Raw genomic sequence first — 19722 nt, 5'->3', positions numbered from 1 at the left:
AGGAGTGTCTAAACTGGAGGTGTGAACACTTGCAAATCAATGGAATTGCCATATGAGTGTAGATATTGCTGGATATTCTTGAATTTTCCCTGAAAAAGACACTTGTGGGAGGGACCAATCTTTAAACGAGTGCTAGTTCCGAAGATTTCAGTAGTAAATCTGACACTTGCATCAATTAGAATTTGCATTATGAGTGTCTGTAGGGGCCTTTTGGGTAACCAAAGGAACCTTTTCCCAGGTTTATAATAAAGATATGACTTCTTGCGAGCAAAGAGGAAAAAGCCCGCAAGAAGTCTTACCTTATCGCAAGTTATATCGGAAGATAAAAAGGATATAGAAATGGTATGAATAACAAAAAGGCACTGACGCTCTATTTGGCCGGAGCATTAGGACAAATTATAGTGGTATGCATAATTGCCTTTGTACTAAGACGATATGGACTGGAGGTGGGTTATGCCACACCGTTAGGATGGATCATTATTGCAATTGGTGGTATTTCTTCAGCGTTATGGGGAGCCATTATTTCAATCCAATATCGAAATACAGGTTTTAAAACCGTAATCTGTGATTTCTTCAGGATAAGACAAAGCCCTCTAAATTACGTTTGGATGATTTTGTTCTTATGTTTGGATTTTCTTCCGGTTGTATTCGGAGGAAGGATATCAATAAGAGTGTGGTATCTGCCGATCATAATGTTTTTCAAGCATATAGTACTAGGCGGTATAGAAGAAATTGGCTGGAGATACCTGTTTCAACCGCTTTTGCAGGAAAGACTGCACTACATTTTAGCTACGATCATCACATTTTTCTCGTGGGGATTATGGCATTTTCTGTTTTTTTATCTAGATGAAACACATGCTGATGTGATCCCATTTTTAATTGGTTTACTTGTAAATAGCTTTATTCTTTCAGTGTTATATGTGAAAACAAATAACCTTTGGATATGTGTAATGACGCATTCCCTGATTAATGTTTTTTCACAACTTGTAACTGGAAGTAATCAATATGTAGGCTATTTCAGTAAAGTTGTTATTATAGTAATCGCTATTATGCTTGCTACTAAAACAATTAGGAAGCAAGTAGACAATTGTGCTAATGCTAACACATAATATCGGAAGATAAAGACAAAAATTATGGAGAGATTAAGTAAGGTATCAGAAATCATTGATAGTAGTTGGAAGCCATGGTACATCATTAAGCACCATCATAAATTTTTATGATAATTCTTTTGGCTATGATGATTTTGAAAGAATAAGATTTCTGATGCCATGGATTGTGGAATTTAGTTTTGATGAGCTTGGAAATTGTGTGGACATCAAACGCCATTCTGTGTGATAGACAATAAGTGTACTAAGGGTGAGGACGTATTGTGAAGATATATTTTGCGAGGCATGGACAAACAGATTGGAATATATTAGGAAAAGTTCAAGGTACGACTGATATTCCTTTGAATGAGAATGGAATAGCGCAGGCGCAACTTCTTTGCAAGAATCTTGAAGATAGAGATATTTCTTTTGAAAAGATATACACCAGCTATCAGGCTAGAGCTGTAAAAACTGCGCAGATAGTAGATGAGCATTTCCATACAGGATATGAAATAGTTAGAGGCCTGGAAGAAATGAATCTGGGATTGTTTGAAGGGCATACTTGGGATAAAATCCTTTCTTTATATTCTGAAGAACATAAACTGTGGCTATCAAACAAAAGGTACAATCGTAGTCCTGGTGGTGAATCATACCAAATGGTAATGGAGAGATTATTCAATGCGCTGGATTATATTCTTGGGCAACATGATGCTTCTTCAGACAAAAACCTGCTTATAATATCGCACGGTGCTGTCATTATGACGCTTCTTGCTATGAAAAGAAATATACCATTTGAGGAGTCGCATACGATAGAGGTTGATAATGCATCGCCTATAGAATTCAATATCGAGGAACTGAAAGATATAAGAACACGGCTTTAATGGTATGACTAGGATTATGATAAAGGTGGTTAAAGATGGTTACGTATTATGATGATGGAACTATAAGAATTAGGAGCATGATTCCTGAAGATGCAAAAATCCTTTATGATACATATTTTTCGTATGGCTGGCATCCTTCCGTAGATACATATGAAAAGTATTATAAAGAACAGGAGGATGGTAAGAGATTTGTTTTTATCGCAGAGTATGATGGCAGAGTCTCCGGGCAATGTACTCTGGTTCTGAATCCTATAGAAGGTCCTTGGGGGAATCAAGGCTATCCTGAAATTGAAGATCTGACAGTTTTCTTTGATGTTCATAATAAAGGTATTGGAAATAGGCTTTTGGATGCTGTTGAAAAAGAGGCGTCAAAAGTTTCCGATAAAGTTTACTTGGCAGTTGGGGTTCATTCTGGATATGGACCAGCCCAGAGGATGTATGTAAAAAGAGGTTACAATTTTGATGGCAGCGGAGTTTGGTATAAAGGGAAACAATTAGAACAGTATGCCCCCTGCATCAATGATGATGATCTTTTACTTTATTTGGCTAAAGATGTTTAAATTACAGAAAAAATGCCTGAGAAGATGAGGAAATGGATTAGGAGGACTATTCTGCAGGAGTATGAAGAAAATGCAGATCATCCGGAATATCTACATTTTCTTAAGGGGAATTTCTCAGATATTCTCGGAGAATAGCAGATTCCGGTTTGGATATGAAGGGATAATAAGATGATAGATGAAAAGGATTATTTAGCAGACCCTTGCGGGAGTGCGTCACTTCCGCTTTGGAAAACATTACAGATAGAAGTGCCTGATAATATTATGGTCATTCGCGACGATGAATATGTTGAAGGAACTATAAACGGTTCGGATGAACCATATTTTAAAATGATTCATAATCTGGAGAATGTAAGTGTTCCTGTTTTGTCAGATGATTATGTTTTATCAAAAGCGACAGACGATGAGTTTGCTGCGCATATACAAGAGTGCTATGAGAGCGAATGCCTTTCTGTCGAAGAAATTGGCATATATAAAAAACGACAGGTATATGATACGAATTTATGGATTGCAATACGAGAGCAGAAAACAAGGAAAATTGTTGCAAGTGGAATTGGGGAATTAGATAAGAGTATAGGTGAGGGCACTCTGGAGTGGATTCAGGTGTCGAATGCACATAGACATAAGGGATTAGGGAAATATGTTGTAGCTGAGCTACTATCTTGCTTACGGGGACGAGCAGAGTTTGTGACTGTCTCTGGCAAGTTAAATAGTCCAAGCAATCCCTATGAGCTTTATATTGCATGTGGTTTTTCCAATCCGGTGATATGGCATATAGTGCATAAAGATTGAATAGTACTTCATGATTAAGGGGAGTAGTGCAAGACAATTCCAGTTTGCGGGGAGGATTACGTGAAAATAGAAAAAGATGAAATAACAATCCGAGATTTTACGGAAACAGATCTTCCACTCATGTTTAAATGGTTGACAGATAAGAGAGTGCTGGAGTATTACGAAGGTCGTGACGTCAGGTTTACGATGGATACTTTGTCTGCACATTTTTTGGAAGAAATTCCAGATGGATTCAGAATGATCATCGAGTATAAGAAATCCCCCATCGGATATGCACAGGCCTATCAATTGAGTGGTGAATTGTTCGATGAATATGACTATCCTGACGATGGACATATAGTGTTTGCTATGGATCAGTTTATAGGTGAGCCGAAATACTGGAGTAAGGGAATGGGCTCATCTTTTTTGAAAATGATGGCTTCTCATTTGAAAGAAAATATGGCTGCGGAACGAGTTCTTCTTGACCCGCACCAAGATAATAAAAGGGCTATAAGGGCATACGAGAAAGCCGGGTTTAAAATCATTAAATCACTTCCAAAACATGAGATGTTTGAGGAAGAAAAAGTAGATTGCTGGCTGATGGAATTAGCACTGTAGATTGATGTATCAGTGTCTGCTATTGCAGAGGAGCGACGCAAGGCTTTCAAGACAAAGGAAGCAATCATTATTGGGAGCACATGAAGACCTATGTGAAGACCACAGCCAGGAATTACAAACTCCCCAATGCGCTGAAGGCTGTGGACTACGCAGTAGAAGCCCATGAAGGGCAGAAGCGAAAAAAGTCTGTTATTCCCTATATAAAGCGTTAAGGATAATGATCTTGTAGATGGCTTTATTCCTGAAGAACTGGTCCCTTTTTCCATGCACAGAGGTGGCGATTTTTATTATTGGAGCAACAAAGACGCTAAGATATATCTCGTGAGGGGCGACAATATTGAGAATCCAAGACTTATCTGTGATAGTTTCGAGGAACTGTGCGATATTCTTAATAGGTCGGAGATTAGGAAGTGAAAGAGCTGGGGCGATTGAGACACTTATGTACATTGTATATATGGGGAAACTGATATGGATAAAAAGCGAATAGAAAAACTGAAGGAAGTCTATGCACTTGAAGCACATCCTGAAGGTGGATGGTTTTCTGAATGTTACACATCCGCTGAAGATAAGGGTGGCAGAGCACTGGCAGGAAGCATATATTTTCTTTTGGCAGGAGATGAGATTTCCCATTTTCATCAGATAGACTGTGAAGAAATATGGTATCACCATGAGGGGTGTGCAGTTAAGATCACGGTGATCACAGATGGAAAGACAGAAGAACTGCTCCTTGGAAGGGACATTGAAAACGGCGAAAAGGCAATGGCAGTTATTCCCAAAGGAGCCATATTTGCTGCGGAGAATCTAGATAAGGATAGCTTTTGCTTCATGTCATGTGCTACTTCGCCTAAGTTTACTTACGACGGGTTTAGGCTTATTGGGAAAAAGGAAATAAGAGACATATGCGGTGAGGGTGCAGAACGTGTGCTGTATCTGGCACTTAATTGACTTAATACTTGGCTGAGTGGCTGAGTGGCTGAGTGTAGCACAACATTCTTACTATTCGCTAAACCCAGGTTTAACGAATAGTATCTAACGAATCTAACGATTTCTCACAATTTCTTGAATTCTGCAGGCGTAAGTCCCGCATGTTTTCTGAATTTACGGCCAAAATAGTCCACATCGCTGTAGCCCACCAGCTGTGACACCTCGTATACCTTGTATTTGCCTTCTGACAGAAGTTCCTTGGCCTTTTTGATCCTGCATTCATTAAGATAATAAGTAAATCCACAGCCTGTGGTCTTGGTAAAAAGTCGTCCCAAATAGCCTGAATTGTAGCCAAATTGCACTGCAAGTTCTTCCAAAGTCAGGGGCTGTGCATAGAATCTGTCAATATATGAGATAATGTCCTCGATGACGTTTTCTCCGTCCTGTCTGCAATAAATCCTGTTCATTGCGATGTCCAAAGTGTCGGAAATATACTGGATTATCTCGTACAGATAGAACCTGCTCTCAATAAACTCAATAATTCCGGCGCTGGTATCAAAAACCTCTGACAAAACCGGATACTGCCTGGTCATTTTTTCCTTTAGGGAAAGCATGATCTCAGTCATAAAAAGGGAGGCATCCGTGCTTTCTTTCTCATGTTTTTTCACATACTCGTAGATTTCATCCAGAGCATTTACCATCATATTCCTGTTTCCGAAGGCAACGGCATTCAATACCTTTTCCAAAAGATCCTTTTGGGCATTATTGTCCCTGACATCTGAAACACTCTGAAAATCAGCCTTATCTTCCCTTATAAAATGCTCTCCTTCATCGCAGAAAAATCTTCTCTTGGCGAGCCATTTTGCCCTGTCATAGGAACCGGCAATCTCTGAAGGAAGGTCACATTCATTACCTATGGCGATAAATATATTGTCCAGAGGGCTGTCAGATTCTATGGGGGATTTTTGATAATGCATTATAAAATCTTCAAACTTTGATATAGCAGTCCTTCCCTTAAGCAGAATGCACTCATTTCTCTCTACTGTGGAAAGTTCATAGCATTTTTCATCCAAAAAAGCTGATATCAGGTCTGATAATCGGTATCTGATGTCCTCTTTTCCCACGTTGTAGGTCTCATGGATAATAACCTGGTATCTGGGATACAGCAAATTCATGGAAGTCAGGTTCTCTTCCATCACGGGTATGCCCGACAGCAGATCCCTTACAATCACACTCTTGGCCTTATTCTTAATTTCCCCGAGCCGTGTGCCTTCTTTTTTGGATTTTTCTATATCTGCCTTAATAGTTTTGACTGTTTTTAAAAGATCATCCTCATCAATGGGTTTGGTAATGTAATTAGTGACGTTATTTCTGATGGCTTCCCTGGCGTACTCAAAATCAGAATAGCCCGAAAGAATGATAAAATAGCCCTTATATCCCCTGCCACGAAGCTGTTTGATAACATCAATGCCATGAACCTTGGGCATCTGCATATCAATAACTATCAAAGTAGGATCAAGCCTTTCTGCTGCGGAAAGAGCGTCTTCCCCGTTAGAAGCATCCCCGATTATTTCAAAGCCAAGCTCCTCCCAGTCTATGATGAGCTTTATGCCTTCTCTTATATTCTCTTCGTCATCAACAATAAGCACTGTTTCCATATTTTGCGATACTCCCCTAGTCTATCAGCTTCTTTCATTCTATCATAAGGATTATACATGAAAAAGCTACGGCATACAGCGCCGTAGCCTTTCCATTGTATGTAAGGAAAATGGGAATCATTTGGATCTTGCATCATCTTCTGCAGCTGCTCTGAGCTTGGCCTCATTTTCCTGGAATGCGATACATTCCGCATAGCCATACTCTTCTGCCTGCTGCTTCATATCAGCTACAATTGCGTCAAACTCCTCGTCACTTGATGCATAGATTGCTTTCCAGGAGTTGTCCTTTACACAGGTTGAAACCTGATCCCAGACTACCTGGAGCTCATCTGAGCGAACGCCGCCGGTGTACATGGTTCCGGGAGCGAGAACATATTTAAACTTGTCCAGATACTCATCCGGTGTATCAGCTCCTGCCCAGTCTCTCCAATCCTGCTCGATGTCAGAACCGGCTTCTGTGGAATAGCTTGCCCAGTTACGGTAGTTGAAGGTTTCACCGTTACTGTCAGGGTTAGGAGCATCCAGTGACCAGGTTGAATTATTCATCTTGAAGGAGCCATCATCATAGGTTCCTTCATAGCCATTGCCCATTTCTGTTGAAATATCTGTCTTGCAGGCGCGGCCTATATCTGTAAAGCAGGTCTTTCCATTTTCATCATAGTACCAGCAAACATCCTTAGGACCGTATTCAGAGATCATTCTTCCCTCAGGTGTTGTAAGCCAGTTGATGATAGCCATGCAAAGCTCGGGATATTCAGTATTGGCGCCTATAGACCAGATTCTGTTTCCACCGTAAACGTTAAGACCATATCTGATAGGTGTTGCATCTGCAGGCTTTACAGGGAACATACCCTTTCCTGCTGCAAGATGGTCAGGTGAATTGTAAAGTGCGGAGCCCATAAAGTTAAATACGTTGAGGAATGCTGTACCGTTCTGGTAATCCTCCTGCATTCCGTTAAAGCCCTGTGTCTGTGAGTCTGGATCAAGAAGGCCCTTCTGATAAAGTGTGTTATAGAACTTAAGAGCTGTAAGGTAAGGACCGTTCTCCTCAAGTACAGGATGGAAGGACTGTGTATCGGGATCATATAATCCCAGTCCGAACTCATCAAATCCGTAGTAAGCTGTTGCGGTTGACTTAACGTACATTACCATGTCACCGTCCCAGTCATTGAAAAGAGAAACGCCATAAGTAGGATTTCCGTTGTCATCTGTAGGACAGATCTCTTTCATTTTCTCAAGAGCTGCAACCAGTCCGTCAAAATCCTTGATCTCAGGGGACCCGATCTGCTCATAGAGATCATATCTTAAATCCCAGGTATACATGAATGAGCCGGGATCTTCTGCTGAACGGGTTACGTCAAAGCCGTAGCCATAGAGCTTTCCGTCTGAAGAGATTCCTCTGTTCTTTTCAAGTGCAGCCTTCATATTCTCAGCGATGTAAGGTCCATACTCGTTAAGAAGGTCATCCTCTTCCCAGTCAAAAAGCATTCCCTTGTCGATGGCATGCTGATAATCATCACCGTCATTTCCCCAGATTACCAAGTCTCCGAGATTGCCGGATTCCATACGGGTATCATATACACCATCGTTTTCAGGGATGATATTGAGCTTAACATTGAACTTATCAAGCATTATTTTTCCAAACCAGCCTGTCTGCTCTCCGGAATAGTTTGCCAGCTGATCGTAAACGTCAAGGGTAACGGTCTGATCCGGAATTATGTCTGAAAGATCGCCTTCAATTCCGCTTGCGGTAGCAGATTTCTCATCTTCAATAGTTGTGGTCTCAGAGCTTCCTGAACCCTGCGTGGTTTCTGTTTCCCCTTCCGAACCTTCCGATGCCCCTGTGGGAGCAGGTGCGGATCCGCAGGCTGCCAGAGACAGCGTCATTGCTCCGGTCATAATAAGAGCCAGTAACTTTTTCATTTTCATAGCTTTCCTCCTTTTTTGGTTTCAAAACTATCTTTAAGGGTTCTCTTTCACCCTTTTACTGCCCCGATCATGATTCCCTTTTCAAAATACCGCTGCATGAAAGGATAAACTAAAAGAATAGGAATTATTGTAACCATTGCTATGGTGTACTTTATTACTTTTCCGTTCAGCGCAGAGTCCATAACGCTCTTGCTGATTCCTGATGTACTTCCGGCGCTCATAAGAGCGGCCAGATTACTGGTGGTATTGAGGTATATATACAGCCTGTGCTGAAGTGTATAGAGCTTTGGCGCCGACTGCATGAGAATCAGTGAATCCTGGAAGGAATTCCAGTGGCCCACAGCACCGAATATGGCAATAGTGGCCAGGATAGGCTTGGACAAAGGAAGTATGATGCTCATGAAAATCTTCATATGAGACGCCCCGTCCAAAGCAGCGCTTTCCTCAAGTTCACCCGGAATTGCAGATTCTATATAGGTCTTAACCAAAATGATATTATAGGGTGCAACTATTCCCGGAATTATGTATGCCCAAAAGGTATTGGTAAGTCCCAGCATAGCCATATTCAGGTACCAGGGAATTATGCCGGCGTTGAAGTACATGGTTATTACAAGGAACCTGTACCAGAAGCTTCTTCCCCACATTTCCTGTTGGGTAACCAGATATCCCACAAAGGCTGATGCCAGCACCATGAGAATTGTTCCGAATATGGTTCTTGCCAGGGTCACCGCAAAGGAACCAAACAGGTCATTTACCTGCAAAAGGCGAATGTAGTTTTCAAAATGTATGCCCCTTGGCACAAAGTTGATAAGTCCCTTTCTCACCAGTTCATTGTCACTGATGGTATTGATGAACAGATAGTAAAAGGGAAAAATGCATATAAGGGTAAAAGCAGCAAATGCGGAGTAATTGATGATGTTAAAAACAACGTCACCGAATTTCAGCTTTATTTTTTTCCGGTTCTTCTTACTCATTTCGTTCCCCCATTAAACTATGGTCTCACCTCTTATCACTTTTGATATGGTATTTGCCCCATACAAAAGAGTCACACTGATGACGGATTTAAGCATTCCCACAACGGTGGATAAAGGAATTGCACCTTTAACGATACCCATCTTATAAACATACAGATCCAGAACCATGATCTGTGTTGTATTGGAGGAATTTTCAAATACCAGGTACTGATCCATTCCGTTAGAAAGGATTCCTGCTACAGCCATGAGAAGAAGCACATAGAAAGTAGGCATAAGTCCCGGCACTGTTACATGCCACATTTTCTGGAAGCGCCCCGCACCATCCACTATTGCCGCTTCATACAGCTGCTGGTCTATACCGGCAATTCCCGCGATATAGATGATGGCGCTCCAGCCCAGGCCCTTCCACATTCCCCAAAGAAGCATCTTTATCCAGATATGGCTTCCGTCCATCAGGAAGTTTTTTCCTTCGGTCCAGACACCAAGATTCATCATAAGAGAACTGATAAAACCGTCTGTGGAGAAAATACAGAAAGCAATGGCAAATACCAGAACCCAGCTGATGAAATTGGGAATGGTGGTAAAAGTCTGTACAATTCTTCTGAATTTGTCATTCTTAATCTCAGAAAGAAAAATCGCAAATGCCATGGGAACCCAGCTGGTGGCTATTCCCAGTCCGCTCATGGCCAGGGTATTTTTCATTACGCTGAGGATGTCCCTGGTGGTGGATCTGTTTCGGATCAGCTGCTGGAACCACTTAACCCCTACAAAGTTATCCATTGACAAGGTATCTCCGGCTTTGTAGTCGAAAAAAGCATATCTCCATCCCCAGAGAGGTAAATAACTGAAGACAAAAGCCAGAAGGATAAAGGGAAGGAACATAAGAAACAATCTGAATCTTGTTTCCATCTCAAACTTCTCGGTCTTGGCGGGTTTTCCCACCAGATACAGCTCACAGGCAGCTATGAGGATCATCAGCAACAGCATTCCCAGCATTACGTAGAAAAACCCGGAAAACATGGGTTCAATCTTGGAGGGCTTAGTGGTTGCTGCAATCTGTGTATGTGCAGACCATATTCCTGCCATGGAACCAGCAGAAACAATGGCTCCGACTATGTTGAGTATATTTCCGAAGAACTTACATTTTCTGTTTCCCAGAGATAAACAGGCCCCAACAGCGCAGGCTATAATTCCAAGGCAGATTATCATGCTGGAGATATTCAAAAGTCTCAAGGTGGATTCCATAACCCAGCCTTTTTTAATGGCCCTGCCGAAATTGGAGATTAAATTCCCATAGGAAAATCCTGTTGTAAGAAGAGAAATGCTTCTGTTGATGAGTCCGCTAATTCTGGCAACATTAAGCGCCGGAAAAAAGAGAACTACCAGAAGCAGTACTGAGATTGCTCGATATGGGTAATAGACATATCCAGCCAGTTTTTCTTTAGACACGTTTCCCCTCCCCCCAACTATAAGCGCAGACCCCAAATAAAAATTGCACCTGCAAGCTGATAATTAATATTGCTTACACGTGCAATTTTATATAACTCTCTGTCAATTAAATACCCTGTTAATCCTACATTTTTTACTGTACATTTTGTACATTGGTCCGGGCCTGGGTATTTATGGGAAGCCTGAGCTCAACGCTAGTGCCCTTACCCTGATTTGATCTTATAGTAAGACCATAGTCACTTCCGTAAAGATATCTTATCCTCTGGTTGATGTTATAAAGTCCGATACTCTCTACTCCTTTTTCGTCATCTTCCCGCCTCTTCTCATTGATGGAATGGTTCAATTCTTCAACCTGCTGAGGGCTCATGCCCTTTCCGTCATCATTAACTGTAATGAGAAGCTTCTCCCCTTCGGGCTCAACAATAATGCTAATGTGTCCGTTCTGATCCATATCCTTAAGGCCATGGCTCACGGCATTTTCCACTATAGGCTGCAAAAGAAGTGGCAGCAGATAATATTTTGATGTGTCAAAATCCTCTGCAATATAGAAATTCCAGTTGATCCGGTCCCCGAACCTGAGCCGCTGTATCTGAAGATAACTTTCCACATGGGTAAGCTCCTCCGCCAGGGTTGCGTTGGACTTTCCGGTGCTCTCAAGCACATAATGCATTATTTTGGCAAGATACTTGACGCTGGTGGCCACATCCCTGTCACCGCCTCTTATGGCCTGCATCCTGATTGCCTCAAGAGTATTGTACAAAAAATGAGGATTGATCTGCCCTGAAAGCATCTTAAATTCCATGTTCTGCTGCATATTGATGAGCTGCTGCTCATGGATCTTTGTTTCGTAAAATCTCGCTTCCTGCTCTCTTATCTGCTGGGTGGTAGCCTTTAGATCCTTAAAGGTATCCGCCAGTTCATCATCACCGCTTATATTCTCAATGATGTCATAATTGCCGGTACTGGCTCTGTGCATGGCCTCTCTCAGGGTATTTACTCTGGATGTGAAATACCTTGAGTAAAGAATGACTATGAATAAAGGGACAATTACTACCAGAAGTAATACAAGAATAAAGCCTCGCATTATCTCCTTAATGGCCTCATGGGCCGTGTAATCTCCGGTAAGGACAAAGAATCTTGAAGTGATCTTATAGGGCACAAAGCTCGAAATGCAGGTAAGAGCCAGCTTGCCATCAAGCATCATATCGCCCATGAAGTTATACTCATCTACGCCATTGCCCTCAATCTCCGGCATCTCGATCTCGCGCTCATTGTAATTTGATGAAAAAAACACAGGATGTTTGTCCAAACTGATGAGTATATAATTATCCGTCGTAAGAAGCCTGTTTCTTAAATAATTGGTGCTCACCGTCACTACGATATAAGCCCTGTTATCCGAAGAACCTGTATTAAAGCGCCTCACAAGAGCAAGCTCATAGTCATTCTCATACTCATTCAGTGGAATATGGGTACAGGTGTAGGAATCCCAGGCTGAATCATCTATATCGTTGTACCACTCAAACCTGCTGAAGGGATCATCGGTAACTCCGCTGCCGGCCGCTTTATCCGCATTATCTCCGAATCTTTCAGCGCCGCTTATACCCACATTGACCACATGGCTGCCTGTAGGTATTTTGGGATTGTTGGTATAAATATTTATTGAAGAAATTGCGGCTGTGGTCCGGATTATCGAAGAAACCGCCGCATCCAGAGCATCATACCTGCCCTTGGTGACAACCTGATAGCTGTCTGAAGCAAACATGTCCCTGTATTCCTGAGAGGATATGATAGGCTCCAGGCTGGTATAAACAATTGAAGTTATATCAAATACTATTGATTTGATCCTGATATTTTCAGCCCTTAACTGTTCCTCATATCTGTCCTTCATCTGTCTCATAAGGATAGATACTGACACAACACCTATAATAAACATGGGAATTATCAGGGCCAGGATCAAAACGCGGTACATCTGACCGCCCACGCGTCCCCTGTGCATCATGTATCCCCCTTAAATGCAGCGTCAAACAGCTGCTGCTTTTCTTTTGCAGCCTTCAGATTATATTCCAATACCTGGTCGAACCCAAGCTTATCCAAGGTACTGAGCATGTCCTTTTTAAGAAAATCATAATCAGCCCTGGTGGAAGCAAATACCATTTTCCAGGAGTGATCGACAATGGTCTGGCGGCACTGATCTTCAATGGTCTGAAGATACTCAGGATATGCAAATCCTCCCCATTCAACTCCCGGGATTATCGTAAGCATGTCGTTTTCCTTAAAATAGGCTATTGGCTCCTTCTCCGTGCCGTAAAGTCTGCTCCAATCGCTGTAGATCACAGTCTTACTGCGGCTGGTATAGTCATCCCAGAGCTGATACCGGTAAGGAACGCCATTCTCATCGCTGTCCTGAACGTCAACAGGCTTGAAATTAAGGGCAGATACCCCCTGACTCCAGAGTCCTCCGCCGTATTCTTCAGGAACCTCAAGATTCTCCTCCATATCAATAAAGGCTTTTATTCCAAATTCAGTGAATCTGGGCCCATCATCCGTCATTTCCCAGGTTAACCCCTCCGGCCCTCTGAAATCTCCTGTAGGTGAGCCGCTGCACTCGATACCTTCCCTGGAAAAAAGCCAGTTGGCAAAATCCACCATTCTCTGGGGATCCTTGGTGTTTTTACCGATCATCATGGAAAAACTCTGCTTGCCCCCGGGATCATTTCCCCAGGTAACGTAACTGGCATCTTCAATTTTCAGGGACGCAAATCCTTTTCCTTCACGAAGTCTTGTCTCTGAATTGTAGAGTGACTGCCCCATCCAGGGCCAAAAAGAGTAAAGAACCGCACCGTCTCTGTATTTGGAGGCAACAGTATCATAATTCTGATAAGGTGAATCGGGGTCCACAAGCCCCAGGCGATTAGCCTCGAAAAAGAAATCCAGCGCTCTGAAATAAGCAGAGTTCTCATCTGCAACGCTTTCCATTTCGCCGGTTTCAGGATCCATCAGAACAAATCCAAGAATATCATATCCATACAGCGAAGCAATGGCTCCTGCATTTTGCATTATATCTCCGTCCCAGTCAGAAAAAAGGCTGAAAGCATAGACGTTTTTTCCACTGTCGCTTTTTACTGCATTTTGCTGCATCTTTGACAGTACAGGCAAAAGCTCCTCCAGAGTATTAACCTGCGGATAGCCCAGTTCCCTGTACAAATCCCATCTGATGGAGGGTGCGTTGGTGGGCTCGCTGAAATCCGCTTCTCCAACCTCTGTATTGGAGGATATCTCACTGGGAATGGCAAATAAGCCCTCTGCGTCTGCATTGGCAGAGGTAAGCCTTATCTGGTCCTCATATTTCAAAAGATTATCACAGTCCTTAATATAATCTGTCATATCAAGAATAAGGCCTTCTCGTACCAGGTCCCGAAGATTTCCATCCTCTGCACCGATAAAAATAAGATCGCCGATATTCCCTGATGCTCTCATGCTCTCAAAAATGGCATTTCCATGGCCCTCCTGATTGGGAGCTATAATGTTAAGCTGCATATTGAACTTGTCACGGACGATCTTGGCAAACCATCCCCGCTGGATTCCCCGGGTATTGGACTGAACGTCAAAAACATCTATTGTGATAAACTCCGGATACTTTTTTTCTCCCGGCGTGCGATCATCTTCAAAAAAAGGCAGTCTGCAACTACATAAAGTGCAGACTACCATTATTAACGATAAAAACACAGAAATTTTCCTTTTGCTGATTTCACATACTTTCATACCGTATCCCCCCAACTTTCCATTAAAGCAATTGTATCTGTTTGAGTCTGTAAAGTCTATAACCGCGGGCAATAAAAAAGACCTTTATCACCGGGACAAAGGTCTTTTCAAATCAATATTTAAACCCCGGTACCAGGTACAAAAAGCTTTATTTCATAATCCATTTTATAATTTCTTAATATATCTGCCCCAGAATGGACACATTTTCACTATAAACTAAATGAAACAACTAAATACAGCACAAATGAATCAAGAAAGGTTGTAAATATGAGTAGACTTGAAGCAGAAATTGCGGAATATGTCGGTAATTACACAAGAAAACATGGCTATGCGCCAACAGTTGAGGAACTTATCAGTACCTTCGGAATTATTACTGTTATGTGTACAATGTTCTATATATTAAATCTATACAGAATAGGTATGATAAGAAATTCCTTGTTCTTTGGCACAGGCGATCTTAAGCTCATTCCTGTTAAAGTTAAATAATTAAATATGATAAAAAAACAAGCAGATATGTTTCATGGTCAAAAGACAATCAGGAAGCATATCTGCTATTTAATTAATTGATTTTTTTGGAACATAATAGTTATGCGAAGGATAGTATTATACAAAAATAAATCAATAGTTTTTTCCTCTATACCACTTCTCGAATAATAAACTTCTACCCTACCAACATAAAAAAAGCAAACAAGAGAGAGCTTCTACATCTTCAACTATCTTATCCAAACTTTTTCCTGAACATCTTATACAAAACGATACTCCAGATCATAAACAACCCTCCTGCGGGAATCAGGTACAACATGTTCCCGGTTTGGGTCCATCTTCCCACATGATACATGGGAAATATCACAAAAATATACCTTACTGCCCCTTTAATAAAGAACGGTGCGAAAAAAGTTATTCCAAAGAGGCCTGATAATTTACCCACTGCCATGCCCTCAACCTTGTTTGAAGATATAGCCACCACCAGAAAAGCCGTGATAATGCCGCAAAAAGCCGTGGATAATACCATAACAACCGTTGTTATTAAATCAAGCCTGTTAATCGCAAATACCATAACTAAAAATGCTGTCATTATTCCTGAGATAACTGCCGGCAATACTATTCTTGAGTTAAGATAACCTCTTTCACCGGGAGGCGTTACTATGATGTATTTAGCTATGCCCTCATCAATCTCTCCCAGAACTACCAATCCACCTATAAAGACAAACATCATTCCCGTCAACATGGCCAGCAGCCAGCTAAACAGGTCATAATAAGGCCTTAACACTTCTCCGTAGCCAAATCCGGCCAGAATCTTTTCTTCCAGGATCGGAATCCCATATTTAAAGAGTCCACCGACTATAAATGGCATAATAACCAGCATCGCCAGCATCAGATCCGCGGCTATCTGTTTTACCATATATCTGAACATTTTGTATGTAGCGGTCATAATCTTATTCTCCTACCTGTTGATACATTTTTTTAACACACTTATCAGCTATTCTGTATATCACATAAGTCCAGATCACAAGACTGATAATTGATAAAAATGCCATGTTCGCATTACCTTCTAACAGTTGCATAGCAGCACATCCCGGATGGATCAGCATAAGCGGATTATCCCAGAACACGCCTGCCCTGTATGCAATGACCGGCGCAAAGCCCACCAGTTCAAACGGTACTGTTCCCAGAATATACTGATTCAGATTGCTGACCATTGTTCCCACGATTATTCCGCATAGACTGAAAATTGCCGATTCAAGCAGAATACCCACTATAAACAGAAGAACATTTGCGGTGTGCCCAAAGAGAATCAGGATAAGTCCCACTATTTCAGATATCAGCGCAAACGAAATAACTTTTCCGACTATGTACTGCGTAGGCGTTACCGGGGAGATCACTATGGAGCTGGTAACATGCTGACTTTTTTCCAGAAGGATCAGCGCTCCCATAAAGAACATACCCATAGCCGCCGGATCGGAATACACACAACAGGCCACGATAATATTCTTAAGATTCCCCTCGAAAAAAGAGAAAATGATCATATACACCAATATGCACAGGATATACAGCAGATAAAATCCGTATTTCCATTGGAAAAAAATGTCGCCCTTAATTACATTTGCTTGTCTCATATTCTTATCTCCGTCAGTCCAGATGTGTTCCTGTTATCTCAATGAAAATATCGTTAAGTGTAGGCTCCGCGCTGTGAATTGATGTTATGCGGTTCTCTTCTATCAGTTTCCTTAGTATTTCATCACAGCTGATATTTGAAAGAATCGTGCTGACTGTCCGCTCAACGCCGTTTTCCAGATATGTATAGGTAACCCTTACCGCCCCGCGGCTCATAATAAAATTGTGAGGTGTATCCAGCGCTTTCATTTGCCCGTTCACGATAAACACGACTCTGTCGCAGAGTTCAGTGGCATCCTGCATGTTATGAGTGGTCAGGATTATTGTTTTCCCCTTCTCCTTCTCTTTTCTGATAAGATCCTTCATGATCTTGGAATTATTTGGGTCCAGGCCGCTTGTGGGCTCGTCGAGAAACAGCACCTCCGGGTCATGGACCAGAGATTTAATGAAATTGAGCCTGGACTTCATACCCTTGGAAAAAGCTGATACCTTCTTGTCAGCATGCTCATATAGCCCTACTTCTCTAAGCAGTTCATCAATATCTCTCTTCTCTCCGCTATACAGAGATGCAAAATATTTGAGATTTTCTCTTGCCGTCAGCTTCTCAAACAGGCTCGGGAACTCGAAATCCACACCAATCTTTTCATAGAAATCTTTGCTGTGATCCTTACTCTCGACGCCAAGAATAGTGGCGCTGCCTTCATAGTTAGTGCAGATTCCCGTAAGTACCTTCTGCAGGGTGCTCTTTCCTGCTCCCGAAGGCCCCAGGAATCCGAATATCTCTCCCTTATTCACAGAAAATGAAATATCTTTGAGAAAAGGAGTCTTACTGTAGCTGAAATTAACGTTCTGTACATCTATCACTTTCTGATCTGTCATGGTCATTTGCCTCCTCCTTATGCCAAAATCTGTATTACCAGACCTTTAATTAGCATCCGCATACTTTCTCTCATATTCTCTTCGCCAATAACATGCTTGTACATGGAACCAAACAGTATCATGGAAAAAGAACCTACAACCGCCTCAACATTTAACCCCTTTCTGGCAGCCAGCTGTTCAAGAATTCCGGCTCCCATGTGCTTGTCCTGCTCTCTGTGCCTTTCAAGAAGATCATCGGGAAGCTTGGACAAAACCAGGTTCATAGCCTCCGGTTCAAGAAGAACCTTGAGGCAGGAACTTGTAGTAATCTCCATGGCTCCAAGAATAACATCTGCTATCTCATCCACAACTTCAGCGAATGCACCGTCCTGAGAGGGGTCTATATGATGTTCCCTGATTATTCTCATAAGACCGCCGGAAATATACTCATCCACCTGAACATGAAAATCCTGAGCGGCATCAAAAAACAGTACTTCCTTACAGGGATAAAACAGATAAAACGTTCCCTTGGGGATACCTGCCAGCTGAACCAGTTCATCTACAGTGGCTTTTTTCACGCCTTTTTGCATCATAAGCTCGTTGGCAGCCTTTTTAAGCCGAAGGATTATCTGTTCTCTTTCACTTTCCGAATATGTTTTTGGCATCGCATTTCCTCTTTTTGACTAAATTCATATTTTTAGTCATAATAGCACCACAAAAAAATAAAGTCAATGCATTAATCTCACGCATTGACTTTATTAATCACCAGATTCCTAATAATTCCTGCAGATCTGAAAGAAAAGCACCGAAATCCGGGTAGATCTCATCTTCCTCAATACACCCGCCTTCCAGGTTATATATTGAGATCTGTTCACTTCCTTTTTGGCATAAAACCGGATCTCCTGATGCCAGAGCACCTATTACCACATAGCTGTCATCCGGTCTGTCGCCTAGTCCGACTTCTATAAGTGGTTTATGGGCTACTCCATATATCTGAAGTCCTGCAGGCAAAAATAATTCTCCGCCGTCGCTTAGTCTCAGCCATTCTTTGAAAGCAGCCGAAAGAACCAGACCATTTCGAGTTTCAAATTCTTCTATCTGCTCGTCAGAAGCAGGCTCCAGATATTCCATCCTGCCCTTACCGTCAAGTTCTTCAACAATCTGTCTAATCATAATTCGCAGACTCTCAGAAATTCATTCTTTGCTTCCTGCATATCCTCGGGATAACCGGCCTTGTCTATTGCAGCAAGGCATGCGTCCTTGATATCCCCAAAAAACTGTGAATTGTAATGATTGAGCCTCTCTCCGTGATAGAGTTCCCAGCCCTCATCCTGCTTCTCCAGGCAGGTTGCGCACTCGGCATAATCTCCTACAACTACCTTGTTCTCATCCCCAAAACACCTGACCAAGATTTCCTTAAGTGCATCTATGCACTTCTCTTCTGAAATATTAGCCATTTTTTTCATCCTCCTTGAACGATTATCTCCTAATTATAGCCGCATACACAGCTCTTGGCAATTGCCAACATCTAATTTGAAGAAATTTCTAAGGAAGCGTTCAAATAGTAAATATTTTCCGCAAACAAAAAACCGACCTCACATGAGATCGGATTTTTTGATATATATTGACGACCCGAAGGGGGTTCGAACCCCTGACCTCCGCCGTGACAGGGCGGCGCTCTAACCAGCTGAGCCACCGGGCCATTATATTGAATGAAACCTTCAAACTACCGAAATTATGACTCAAAAATACTTCGTCTATAATTTCGGTATGTGTGTCGCTAAATTCAAAAATACTTCATTAAGCAACACAGCACGAACACTGAATATCTTAATCCATTTCCCTTTGTTCCTATACCAACTATTCGTTGGATAAGCCCTCGACCTATTAGTACACATCAGCTGAACACGTTACCGTGCTTACACCTTGTGCCTATCTAACCTCATACTCTCTAAGGGGTCTTACTGCTTGCGCATGGGATATCTCATCTTGAGGGGGGCTTCACGCTTAGATGCCTTCAGCGTTTATCCCTTCCGGACGTGGCTACCCAGCCTTATGCATCTGGCGATGCAGCTGATACACCAGCGGTCCGTCCATCCCGGTCCTCTCGTACTAAGGACAGCTCCTCTCAGATATCCTAC

20 protein-coding genes, 1 tRNA gene and 1 rRNA gene are annotated in these 19722 nt (G+C 42.1%); 8 read left to right on the top strand and 14 right to left on the bottom strand.

Annotation, left to right across the window (positions count from 1 at the left end; all coding sequences use genetic code 11):
- Nucleotides 1–344 precede the first annotated feature (344 nt).
- The 7 genes from G588_RS0116915 (at nt 345) to G588_RS20790 (ending at nt 4857) form a co-directional block, all read left to right on the top strand.
- A complete protein-coding gene (locus tag G588_RS0116915; protein ID WP_022779887.1) occupies nt 345–1109 on the top strand; it encodes a CPBP family intramembrane glutamic endopeptidase in 765 nt (254 codons plus the stop codon).
- 260 nt (nt 1110–1369) lie between these two features.
- Nucleotides 1370–1966 carry a histidine phosphatase family protein gene (locus G588_RS0116910; protein WP_022779886.1) on the top strand — a complete coding sequence of 199 codons (597 nt, stop codon included), beginning with the start codon at nt 1370–1372 and terminating at the stop codon, nt 1964–1966.
- 35 nt (nt 1967–2001) lie between these two features.
- Nucleotides 2002–2526, top strand: coding sequence for a GNAT family N-acetyltransferase (locus tag G588_RS0116905; RefSeq protein ID WP_022779885.1), 525 nt, complete (start codon nt 2002–2004; stop codon nt 2524–2526).
- Between the two features lie 168 nt (nt 2527–2694).
- Nucleotides 2695–3315 carry a GNAT family N-acetyltransferase gene (locus tag G588_RS0116895; RefSeq protein WP_022779883.1) on the top strand — a complete coding sequence of 207 codons (621 nt, stop codon included), beginning with the start codon at nt 2695–2697 and terminating at the stop codon, nt 3313–3315.
- A 66-nt stretch (nt 3316–3381) separates the two neighbouring features.
- A complete protein-coding gene (locus G588_RS0116890; RefSeq protein WP_330361426.1) occupies nt 3382–3912 on the top strand; it encodes a GNAT family N-acetyltransferase in 531 nt (176 codons plus the stop codon).
- Nucleotides 3913–3992: 80 nt separating this feature from the next.
- A complete protein-coding gene (locus G588_RS23295) occupies nt 3993–4124 on the top strand; it encodes a hypothetical protein (protein WP_022779882.1) in 132 nt (43 codons plus the stop codon).
- Between the two features lie 256 nt (nt 4125–4380).
- A complete protein-coding gene (locus G588_RS20790) occupies nt 4381–4857 on the top strand; it encodes a cupin domain-containing protein (RefSeq protein WP_022779881.1) in 477 nt (158 codons plus the stop codon).
- A 104-nt stretch (nt 4858–4961) separates the two neighbouring features.
- Here G588_RS20790 and G588_RS0116875 read toward each other — a convergent pair whose 3' ends face one another.
- From G588_RS0116875 to G588_RS0116850, 6 genes are all read right to left on the bottom strand, one after another.
- Complete coding sequence (locus tag G588_RS0116875) at nt 4962–6494, bottom strand: response regulator transcription factor (protein ID WP_022779880.1); 1533 nt, start codon at nt 6492–6494, stop codon at nt 4962–4964.
- A 117-nt stretch (nt 6495–6611) separates the two neighbouring features.
- Nucleotides 6612–8423, bottom strand: coding sequence for an ABC transporter substrate-binding protein (locus tag G588_RS0116870; RefSeq protein WP_022779879.1), 1812 nt, complete (start codon nt 8421–8423; stop codon nt 6612–6614).
- A gap of 47 nt (nt 8424–8470) precedes the next feature.
- Nucleotides 8471–9397, bottom strand: coding sequence for a carbohydrate ABC transporter permease (locus G588_RS0116865; protein WP_022779878.1), 927 nt, complete (start codon nt 9395–9397; stop codon nt 8471–8473).
- Between the two features lie 12 nt (nt 9398–9409).
- Nucleotides 9410–10846: an ABC transporter permease subunit gene (locus G588_RS23200; protein WP_022779877.1), complete on the bottom strand. Its 1437-nt coding sequence runs from the start codon at nt 10844–10846 to the stop codon at nt 9410–9412.
- A 133-nt stretch (nt 10847–10979) separates the two neighbouring features.
- Entirely contained in the window at nt 10980–12845 is a 1866-nt protein-coding gene (locus tag G588_RS20785; RefSeq protein WP_081644399.1) for a sensor histidine kinase, read from the bottom strand.
- Entirely contained in the window at nt 12842–14608 is a 1767-nt protein-coding gene (locus G588_RS0116850; RefSeq protein WP_026668866.1) for a hypothetical protein, read from the bottom strand. Before G588_RS0116850 ends, G588_RS20785 begins: the two co-directional genes overlap by 4 nt.
- A gap of 267 nt (nt 14609–14875) precedes the next feature.
- On the opposite strand from G588_RS0116850, the gene G588_RS0116845 reads away from it, so the two are divergent.
- Nucleotides 14876–15094 carry a hypothetical protein gene (locus tag G588_RS0116845; protein WP_022779874.1) on the top strand — a complete coding sequence of 73 codons (219 nt, stop codon included), beginning with the start codon at nt 14876–14878 and terminating at the stop codon, nt 15092–15094.
- Nucleotides 15095–15326: 232 nt separating this feature from the next.
- Here the strand turns inward: G588_RS0116845 and G588_RS0116840 are convergent, their stop codons facing one another.
- From G588_RS0116840 to G588_RS0116805, 8 genes are all read right to left on the bottom strand, one after another.
- Nucleotides 15327–16040 (bottom strand): hypothetical protein, encoded by a 714-nt coding sequence (locus G588_RS0116840; protein WP_022779873.1) that lies wholly within the window; start codon nt 16038–16040, stop codon nt 15327–15329.
- A 4-nt stretch (nt 16041–16044) separates the two neighbouring features.
- Entirely contained in the window at nt 16045–16725 is a 681-nt protein-coding gene (locus G588_RS0116835) for a fluoroquinolone export ABC transporter permease subunit (protein WP_022779872.1), read from the bottom strand.
- Between the two features lie 13 nt (nt 16726–16738).
- Nucleotides 16739–17587, bottom strand: a complete 849-nt coding sequence (locus G588_RS0116830) for an ABC transporter ATP-binding protein (protein ID WP_026668865.1) — start codon at nt 17585–17587, stop codon at nt 16739–16741.
- A gap of 32 nt (nt 17588–17619) precedes the next feature.
- On the bottom strand, nt 17620–18246 hold the full coding sequence (locus tag G588_RS21845) for a TetR/AcrR family transcriptional regulator (protein WP_022779870.1): 627 nt from the start codon (nt 18244–18246) through the stop codon (nt 17620–17622).
- 97 nt (nt 18247–18343) lie between these two features.
- On the bottom strand, nt 18344–18754 hold the full coding sequence (locus G588_RS0116820; protein ID WP_022779869.1) for an SMI1/KNR4 family protein: 411 nt from the start codon (nt 18752–18754) through the stop codon (nt 18344–18346).
- Complete coding sequence (locus G588_RS0116815; RefSeq protein ID WP_022779868.1) at nt 18751–19038, bottom strand: hypothetical protein; 288 nt, start codon at nt 19036–19038, stop codon at nt 18751–18753. Before G588_RS0116815 ends, G588_RS0116820 begins: the two co-directional genes overlap by 4 nt.
- A 171-nt stretch (nt 19039–19209) precedes the next feature.
- Nucleotides 19210–19283: transfer RNA gene (locus tag G588_RS0116810), tRNA-Asp, on the bottom strand.
- Between the two features lie 165 nt (nt 19284–19448).
- Nucleotides 19449–19722, bottom strand: a 23S ribosomal RNA gene (locus G588_RS0116805); the annotation flags it as partial.

Source organism: Butyrivibrio sp. AE3009, from assembly GCF_000420845.1.
GTDB lineage: Bacteria > Bacillota > Clostridia > Lachnospirales > Lachnospiraceae > Butyrivibrio.
This window is presented reverse-complemented; position numbering and strand designations above follow the sequence as displayed.